This window comes from Paraglaciecola hydrolytica (genome assembly GCF_001565895.1).
GTDB classification, from domain to species: Bacteria; Pseudomonadota; Gammaproteobacteria; order Enterobacterales; family Alteromonadaceae; genus Paraglaciecola; species Paraglaciecola hydrolytica.
Genome location: NZ_LSNE01000003.1, coordinates 500,692 through 508,391, shown reverse-complemented (window position 1 = coordinate 508,391; position 7,700 = coordinate 500,692). Strand labels below are relative to the sequence as shown.

General features: G+C 42.4%; 9 protein-coding genes. 4 read left to right on the top strand and 5 right to left on the bottom strand.

From position 1 onward, the window contains the following. Positions 1-233: 233 nt before the first annotated feature. Entirely contained in the window at positions 234-554 is a 321-nt protein-coding gene (gene clpS, locus AX660_RS04810; protein ID WP_068373308.1) for an ATP-dependent Clp protease adapter ClpS, read from the top strand. 43 nt (positions 555-597) lie between these two features. Continuing rightward, positions 598-2,865, top strand: coding sequence for an ATP-dependent Clp protease ATP-binding subunit ClpA (clpA, locus tag AX660_RS04805; protein WP_068373305.1), 2,268 nt, complete (start codon positions 598-600; stop codon positions 2,863-2,865). Positions 2,866-3,022: 157 nt separating this feature from the next. Here the strand turns inward: clpA and infA are convergent, their stop codons facing one another. From infA to trxB, 4 genes are all read right to left on the bottom strand, one after another. Continuing rightward, complete coding sequence (gene infA / locus AX660_RS04800) at positions 3,023-3,241, bottom strand: translation initiation factor IF-1 (protein ID WP_068373302.1); 219 nt, start codon at positions 3,239-3,241, stop codon at positions 3,023-3,025. Positions 3,242-3,324: 83 nt separating this feature from the next. Then, on the bottom strand, positions 3,325-4,026 hold the full coding sequence (locus tag AX660_RS04795; protein WP_068373299.1) for an arginyltransferase: 702 nt from the start codon (positions 4,024-4,026) through the stop codon (positions 3,325-3,327). After that, complete coding sequence (gene aat / locus AX660_RS04790; RefSeq protein ID WP_068373295.1) at positions 4,023-4,736, bottom strand: leucyl/phenylalanyl-tRNA--protein transferase; 714 nt, start codon at positions 4,734-4,736, stop codon at positions 4,023-4,025. Before aat ends, AX660_RS04795 begins: the two co-directional genes overlap by 4 nt. 47 nt (positions 4,737-4,783) lie before the next feature. Continuing rightward, positions 4,784-5,740: a thioredoxin-disulfide reductase gene (gene trxB / locus AX660_RS04785; RefSeq protein WP_068373292.1), complete on the bottom strand. Its 957-nt coding sequence runs from the start codon at positions 5,738-5,740 to the stop codon at positions 4,784-4,786. 274 nt (positions 5,741-6,014) lie between these two features. Here trxB and yfbV point away from each other — a divergent pair, with 274 nt between their 5' ends. Further along, entirely contained in the window at positions 6,015-6,461 is a 447-nt protein-coding gene (yfbV, locus tag AX660_RS04780) for a terminus macrodomain insulation protein YfbV (protein ID WP_068373290.1), read from the top strand. A 25-nt stretch (positions 6,462-6,486) separates the two neighbouring features. Here yfbV and AX660_RS04775 read toward each other — a convergent pair whose 3' ends face one another. Next, entirely contained in the window at positions 6,487-6,981 is a 495-nt protein-coding gene (locus AX660_RS04775; protein ID WP_268801365.1) for a SprT family zinc-dependent metalloprotease, read from the bottom strand. Between the two features lie 78 nt (positions 6,982-7,059). On the opposite strand from AX660_RS04775, the gene AX660_RS04770 reads away from it, so the two are divergent. Next, on the top strand, positions 7,060-7,539 hold the full coding sequence (locus AX660_RS04770) for an acyl-CoA thioesterase (protein ID WP_068373287.1): 480 nt from the start codon (positions 7,060-7,062) through the stop codon (positions 7,537-7,539). The last annotated feature ends 161 nt before the right edge of the window (positions 7,540-7,700 follow it).

The following is a 7,700-nucleotide window of genomic DNA, read 5'->3' as shown; positions in this document are numbered from 1 at the left end:
ACTTTGCCGACTGCCATACTTCTGCTTCCTTTTAATCCCTTGAACAAATACTACTTTGACCCCACACTAGAGTTTGGGGAAAGACGAGCCAACTGCTTTTATATAACCGTCTTAGAAAATGTAGGTTTTTTAACCTGTTTTTGTCAAGGCAATTTTGATTTTTAGTGGCTTTGTAAAGAAACTTTAATGATATCGTTCGCAAATTTTAGATAATTAAATAATTAATCGGCAATATGAGTAAAGACAATATAATTAATATTGAGCGCGAAAAGCAGCTTGATGCGGTGAAGCAAAAAGCTGCTCCGCCGCCAATGTACAAAGTTTTACTCAACAATGATGATTATACCCCGATGGATTTTGTCATCGAGGTGCTGATGCAGTTTTTTAATATGGATGCAGAAAAAGCAAATCAAACAATGTTGACGGTACACTATCGGGGACGCGCAGTTTGTGGCATATATACTGCAGAGATTGCAGAAACTAAAGTCATGCAAGTGACACGCTATGCACGACAACATCAGCACCCATTAATGTGTACTATGGAACAGGCGTAAATCACCAAGCCGAAATATTAGGTCAGTAGTCAGAGGGCATTTTATGTTGAATAAAGATTTAGAGCAGACATTAAACGAAGCGTTTATTTTTGCCAGAGAACATCGTCATGAGTTTATGACGGTCGAGCATTTACTCCTTGCCCTACTCGATAATAGCTCCGCTAAAGAGGCGTTAAAAGCTTGTGGCGCCAATATCGATTCGATCAAAAAAGAACTTACTGATTTTGTGAAAGATACCACCCCTTTATTGCTTGATGAGCAGGGGCGTGAGCGCGAAACCCAACCTACACTGGGCTTTCAGCGGGTACTACAACGTGCAGTTTTTCATGTGCAATCTTCAGGTAAAGATGAAGTGACTGGTGCTAATGTGCTGGTGGCGATTTTTAGTGAGCAAGAATCACAAGCAGTGTATATCTTAAAAAAATCAGATGTTACTCGTCTCGACGTAGTTAATTTTATATCTCATGGCGTATCAAAAATTGATGATGAGGCAAGTCCTCATACCGAAAGCCAAGAAGAAACCGCTGAGCATGAAGAAGACACTTCCATGCTGCATAAGTATTCGACCAACCTCAACGTGTATGCCAAAGACGGCAAAATTGATCCGCTGATTGGTCGTGAGCTTGAATTAGAACGTTGTATTCAAATTTTATGTCGGCGACGTAAAAACAACCCTTTGTTTGTAGGTGAAGCAGGTGTGGGTAAAACCGCTATCGCTGAAGGCCTCGCTTATCGCATCGTCACTAAAGAAGTGCCAGAAGTGATTGAGTCCGCGGTGGTGTATTCGCTGGATATGGGCGCTTTGCTGGCCGGCACCAAATATCGCGGAGATTTCGAAAAGCGTCTTAAAGGTATCCTCAAGGAGTTAGCTGCTGATCCTAACGCGATACTATTCATTGATGAGATCCACACCATCATAGGCGCAGGAGCGGCCTCTGGCGGCGTGATGGATGCATCTAACTTACTTAAGCCTAAGTTGAGTAGTGGTGAACTGCGCTGTATTGGTTCAACCACCTATCAGGAATATCAGGGGATCTTTGAGAAAGATCGTGCTTTGGCACGTCGTTTCCAAAAAATCGATGTACTTGAACCTACCGTTAACGACACGACTAAGATATTGATGGGACTTAAATCCCGTTATGAAGAACACCACAGTGTGCGTTTTACCAATAAAGCGATACGCGCTGCGGCTGAATTATCTGCTAAGTATATTAACGAACGGCATTTACCCGATAAAGCCATTGATGTAATCGATGAAGCCGGTGCCAGCCAACGTTTGTTGCCTCCATCCAGGCGTAAAAAAACCATTGGTGTACCGGATATTGAACAAATCATCGCGAAGATCGCACGTATTCCAGAGAAGTCGGTTTCGGCTTCAGATAAAGAAGTACTTAAACATCTTGATAGAAATTTGAAGCTGGTGGTGTTTGGCCAAAATCAAGCCATCGATACCTTGACTGATGCCATTCGTTTATCACGTTCTGGTTTAGGTAACGAAACCAAACCTATTGGCAACTTTTTGTTTGCGGGCCCAACGGGTGTAGGTAAAACCGAAGTTACTGCGCAGCTTGCTAAAATAATGGGGGTGGAGCTGGTGCGTTTTGATATGTCTGAATATATGGAACGTCATTCTATCAGTCGCCTAATCGGTGCACCTCCTGGTTATGTGGGTTTTGACCAAGGTGGTTTGTTGACGGATGCCGTAATTAAACATCCCTATTGTGTGGTGTTGTTAGATGAAGTCGAAAAGGCGCACAGTGATATTTATAACATCCTTTTACAAGTGATGGATCACGGCACCTTGACAGACAACAACGGCCGTAAGGTGGATTTCCGCAATGTGGTATTGGTGATGACCACTAACGCAGGGGTCCAGCAGACTATCCGCAGTTCTATTGGCTTTAAACAACAAGATCATAGTCATGATGCCATGAGTGAGATTAACCGCTTGTTTAGTCCAGAGTTTAGAAACCGTTTGGACGCTATAGTATGGTTTAATCACTTGGATCAAGAGATCATCTTACAAGTGGTGGATAAATTTATTGTTGAGTTACAAGTGCAGCTCGACAATAAAGGGGTATCACTGGAAATCTCAACCCCAGCACGTAGCTGGTTGGCAGACAAAGGTTATGATAAAAATATGGGCGCGCGGCCTATGGCGCGGGTTATTCAGCAGCACATTAAAAAAGAGCTGGCTCATGAGTTGTTGTTTGGCCGTTTAAGCCATGGTGGTAGTGTTAAGATTGATTTGCAGGATGACAAATTAGCCTTTGAATTTGTGACTGATAGCAAAGCAAAGTCAGAAGCGTAAGACCTTACCAAGTGGCTTGGGTAAACTAAGCCACAGTAAAAATTAAAAAAGCCCTTGAATAGTGATATTCAAGGGCTTTTTTGTATCTTCTAGCAAAATTTATTTAATAAATAAGAGAATTACCGCAGTAATTGGTAGTGATAGCTACCAATCGATTTTATCTAGCGCGATAAATGATACGACCTTTGCTCAAGTCGTAAGGAGTCATTTCAACAGTTACAGCGTCACCGGTTAAAATACGGATGTAATTTTTACGCATTTTACCTGAGATATGCGCAGTCACTACGTGGCCGTTCTCTAATTCAACACGAAACATAGTATTTGGAAGGGTATCCAACACAGTTCCTTCCATTTCAATACAATCTTCTTTCGCCATCTAACTCTGTTACCTCTGTCTTAAAAATAAGTGTCTAAAAAAGCCGCGCAGATTTTGCCCAATAAGCCCGCGAGTGTAAAGCATTACCCAGCTTTTTTTGTAATTAGTTGCCATTTATCGTTTAAAAAACGCTCATGGGGTAAGAAATTTTGCTTGTAGCTCATCTTTTGGCAGGTATCGATTTGATAACCCAAATATAAAAACTCGAGATTGAGCTGCTGGGTTAGCTTGATCTGCTGCAATATAGCATAAGTACCTAAGGAGCGTTGGGTATATTGTGGTAAAAAAAAGGTATACAAGGCTGATAAGCCATTAGCCACTTTATCGCATACCGCAACCCCAATCAGTTTATCCTCAAGCCAAAGTTCGATAAACAGGGCTTTGTCCCAGGGATTGATAATAAAACCCGCATATTGTTCGTACGAAGCAGGATACATGCTGCCATCAGCATGGCGTTGATTTATATAGGTTTCGTATATGGGGTAATATTCAGGTTTATCCTGTTCACTGAGTTTAATCGTTATATCTTGATTAAGTTTGAGGACACGTTTTTGGCTTTTAGATTGGCTAAACAATTGTACGGGTAAGCGAATAGGTTGACAGGCCTGACAACGTGGGCAATTGGGCCGATATACCTGAGTGCCACTGCGCCTGAAGCCTGCGCCGATCAACAAATCATAATGTTTGGCTGTGATTTCGTTTTGTTCTTCCATCAATACCAATAATTGCTCTTGTTGCTCAGCAAGGTAGCTACAAGTAAAAGCCTGAGTAATGCCAAATTTCATTGCTGATGACTCAAAATACGTTTTTGCCAACAATTGCTTGAGAAGGTTTGTTGATTGAGTTGTTGCAAGTACTGTAAAAATTGTACTCTAGGCACTTCAATACAGCCTAGACTTTGTAAATGTGGATTTTGCATCTGACAATCTATAAATGGTGAATTTTCAGCGCGAAGTATATTGACTAAATAATACATAGCGAGCTTTGAACAGTCGGTGAGGCGGTGAAACATCGACTCACCACAAAATAAACCGCCACTGGCTATGCCGTAAAGTCCACCAACAAGCCTTTTGTCATCCCATACCTCGACAGAATGGGAATGTCCTGCATGATGCAACTTGATATATGCGGCTACCATCTCATGAGTGATCCAAGTGCCAGCCCCTGGCCCCTTGCGCTGGATGGTGGCACAGGCGTCAATAACCTGCTCAAAGGCCATGTTCACAGTGACTTGATAACGTTGTTGACGCACTAATTTTGCCAGCTTAGTGCTGCAATAAAAGTTATCTAAAGGTAATATTCCGCGAGGATTGGGTGACCACCACATGATGGGCTCTTCATGGCTATACCAAGGGAAAATCCCTTGGCTATAAGCCCGCACTAAACGCCTAGTACTTAAATCGCCACCAAAGGCCAATAAGCCATTGGGCTCAGACAAAGCTAAGCTCGGATCAGGAAAGTAGGGACTGGTGTCTAATTTGGTTAGGCTAATCATCGTCTATAAAAAAGGCCTCAATGAGGCCTCTTGCTACTCTACAAAGGTTATTTCACTAAAGCGTCTAAGAATTTCTCAGCATCAAGTGCGGCCATACAGCCGGTACCGGCTGAAGTGATCGCCTGACGGTAAATATGATCACTCACATCACCGGCAGCAAATACCCCCTCAACACTGGTTTGCGTGGCATTGCCTTCGGTACCGCTTTTTACTTTAAGATAGCCATCTTTCATTTCAAGCTGACCCTCAAAGATTGAGGTATTAGGTTGATGGCCGATGGCGACAAATAATCCCATGACTGGCAAGTCTTGGGTTTCACCTGACTTGATACTTTTGATACGAACGCCAGTGACGCCCATATTATCGCCGAGAACCTCTTCTAGGGTGCTATCCATGTGCAATACCACGTTGCCATTTTTAGCTTTGTCCATTAAACGGTCGGCAAGGATTTTTTCACTGCGAAATGCATCACGTCTATGGATCACATGCACTTCTGAGGCGATATTAGATAAATACAGCGCTTCTTCTACCGCAGTATTACCACCACCAATCACCGCTACTTTTTGTCTGCGATAGAAAAATCCGTCACAGGTAGCACAAGCTGAAACGCCTTTACCCATAAAAGCAGTTTCAGATTCCATGCCCAAATATTTGGCCGAGGCACCGGTTGCGATAATTAAAGCATCACAGGTATAAGTGCCTTGATCACCAAATAAGGTGAAAGGACGTTTGGATAAGTCGGTTTTATTGATGTGATCAAAAATAATTTCGGTATCAAATTTTTCAGCATGTTTTTGCATGCGCACCATTAAATCAGGGCCGGTTAAACCTTCTGGATCACCTGGCCAGTTTTCAACTTCAGTGGTGGTCGTTAGCTGGCCACCTTGTTGGATGCCGGTTAACAATACTGGCTGAAGGTTGGCGCGTGCAGCGTAAACTGCAGCTGAATAACCCGCAGGGCCAGAACCGAGGATTAATAGTTTTACGTGTCTTGTTGCAGACATGGAGTTCTCCAAATTTGTCGGGAAGTTACCCAAAATGTATACTTGAGGCTAATAATAAGGGCAGCTTGTCGACTTTCAATGCCACTTAGTCAGGTTATTTATGCTGCTGACTATTGTGGCGTTGCAAGGGTAGTGATTGCAAGTGCAAACACAGGTAGATTCTTACCAATGAGTATCAATAGTTGATTTCATATAAGTAATGGATTTAGCTAATTGTTGAGTTAAGCGCTAGAATGCCGATAAAGCTCGAAGTAACGTAGCAATGGAGTAACTTATGGCACTTACGATAAGCACAATGTTAAAAGATGGTCAGCAATATATGCAGTTGTGGCCAAGCCAAAAGCAACTGACTACTCTTTTCCCTGAAAATCGGGTGGTAGCGGCAACTAAGTTGTCGATAAAAGTCATGCCACCTTTAGCTGTGCTATCTGTGGCGGCGATAGTTAATATTCAGGGGGCTGAGCTATTACCTCAGGCCTTGGCGGTAGGTGGTTTTTTTCTGACTTTACCTATGCAAGGGTTGTTATGGCTTGGGCATCGGGCCAATCAATTACTGCCACCGTCATTAAGTTCTTGGTATTTTGAAATACATCATAATATGCAGCAGCAGGGTTGTGCCTTGCAAAGTCCACAAGCCAAACCCAAGTATATGGAACTCGCGCGTTTATTAAAAACCGCCTTTGATGAACTCGATAAAGCCTTTACTAAACGCTGGTTTTAGTTCTTACACCAAACTCTTCACAACATTATGCGGCTATTAGCTGAGAGCCGCATTTAAGACATCGATACTGTTGTACTTTTCTGATTACCTTGTTGTGCCGCCTGATACTCAATTGTATCGGTCCACATTGGCACTTATAAGTAAATTTCTGTCCTGCAACTTTAGTCACATCCATCATATGATAGGTTTGTGGTTTACGCCCAAACACCTCAGACATTAATCCTTGCCACTCTTTACCATGGGGTTTGACTCGGCCATACAAGCTATAAGCAAGTAGGTGGCAAACTTCATGGGGCACCACGTCACTTATGAATAAATCCAGATTATCTTTCATTAATACCGGATTAAAACGCAGTTCGTTACGTTGTAAACGTGCACTACCAGCGATTTTTCCGCGCTGATTAAATCTGACCTCAGGCATAACAAAAGTTTGTTTGAAATGGCCACTGGCGATATCCATACAATGTTTAACCTGTAACTGGACTTGTTGCATTGCAGAATTTAAAGAACTATGTTGCACAAAAACCTATACTTTGCCGGATACTTTTTTATGATAGTAAACAATATCTGTCTAATTCCAAAATAATAAGAGAGCCCTATGTCTGATAAACGTACCATTGATTTTCGATTTTTAGCTGAACCAACGGATGTTAACTTTGGCGGCAAGGTGCATGGTGGAATCGTTATGAAATGGATGGATCAAGCAGGATATGCCTGTGCAGCACAATGGAGTGGCAAGTATTGTGTGACGGTATCGATTGGTGCTATTCGTTTTATCAGGCCTATATTAGTCGGCCAGCTCGTCACCTTAAAAGCAAAGGTGGTGCACACAGGCAGCAGTAGTATGCATATTTTCATTGAAATAGAAGCGGGTGATCCCAAACTAAGTAAGATGGAAAAAACCGGCCATTGTTTAGTGGTGTTTGTGGCTTGTGATGAAAAAGGTAATCCGGTGAATGTACCCAGTTGGCAAGCACAAACTGAAGTGGATTCAGCCTTGGAGCAATATGCTATTGAAGCAAAACAAGCGGCTAAAAGTTTAGATGCAAGGTTACACCAGGCATTACCGCCGGTGTAACCTTGGTGGTGAATTACAAACTACATTCTAAGCAGAAAGCGTAAACACCGCGTGGATCATTAAATTTCACTGCAGTATCAAGATCCACAGTGAGCTCTTTTACAAAATTCATAAAAGGGCTTTGAGTTTTAGTTTTAAAGGCTCCATCCATCCAGACATTG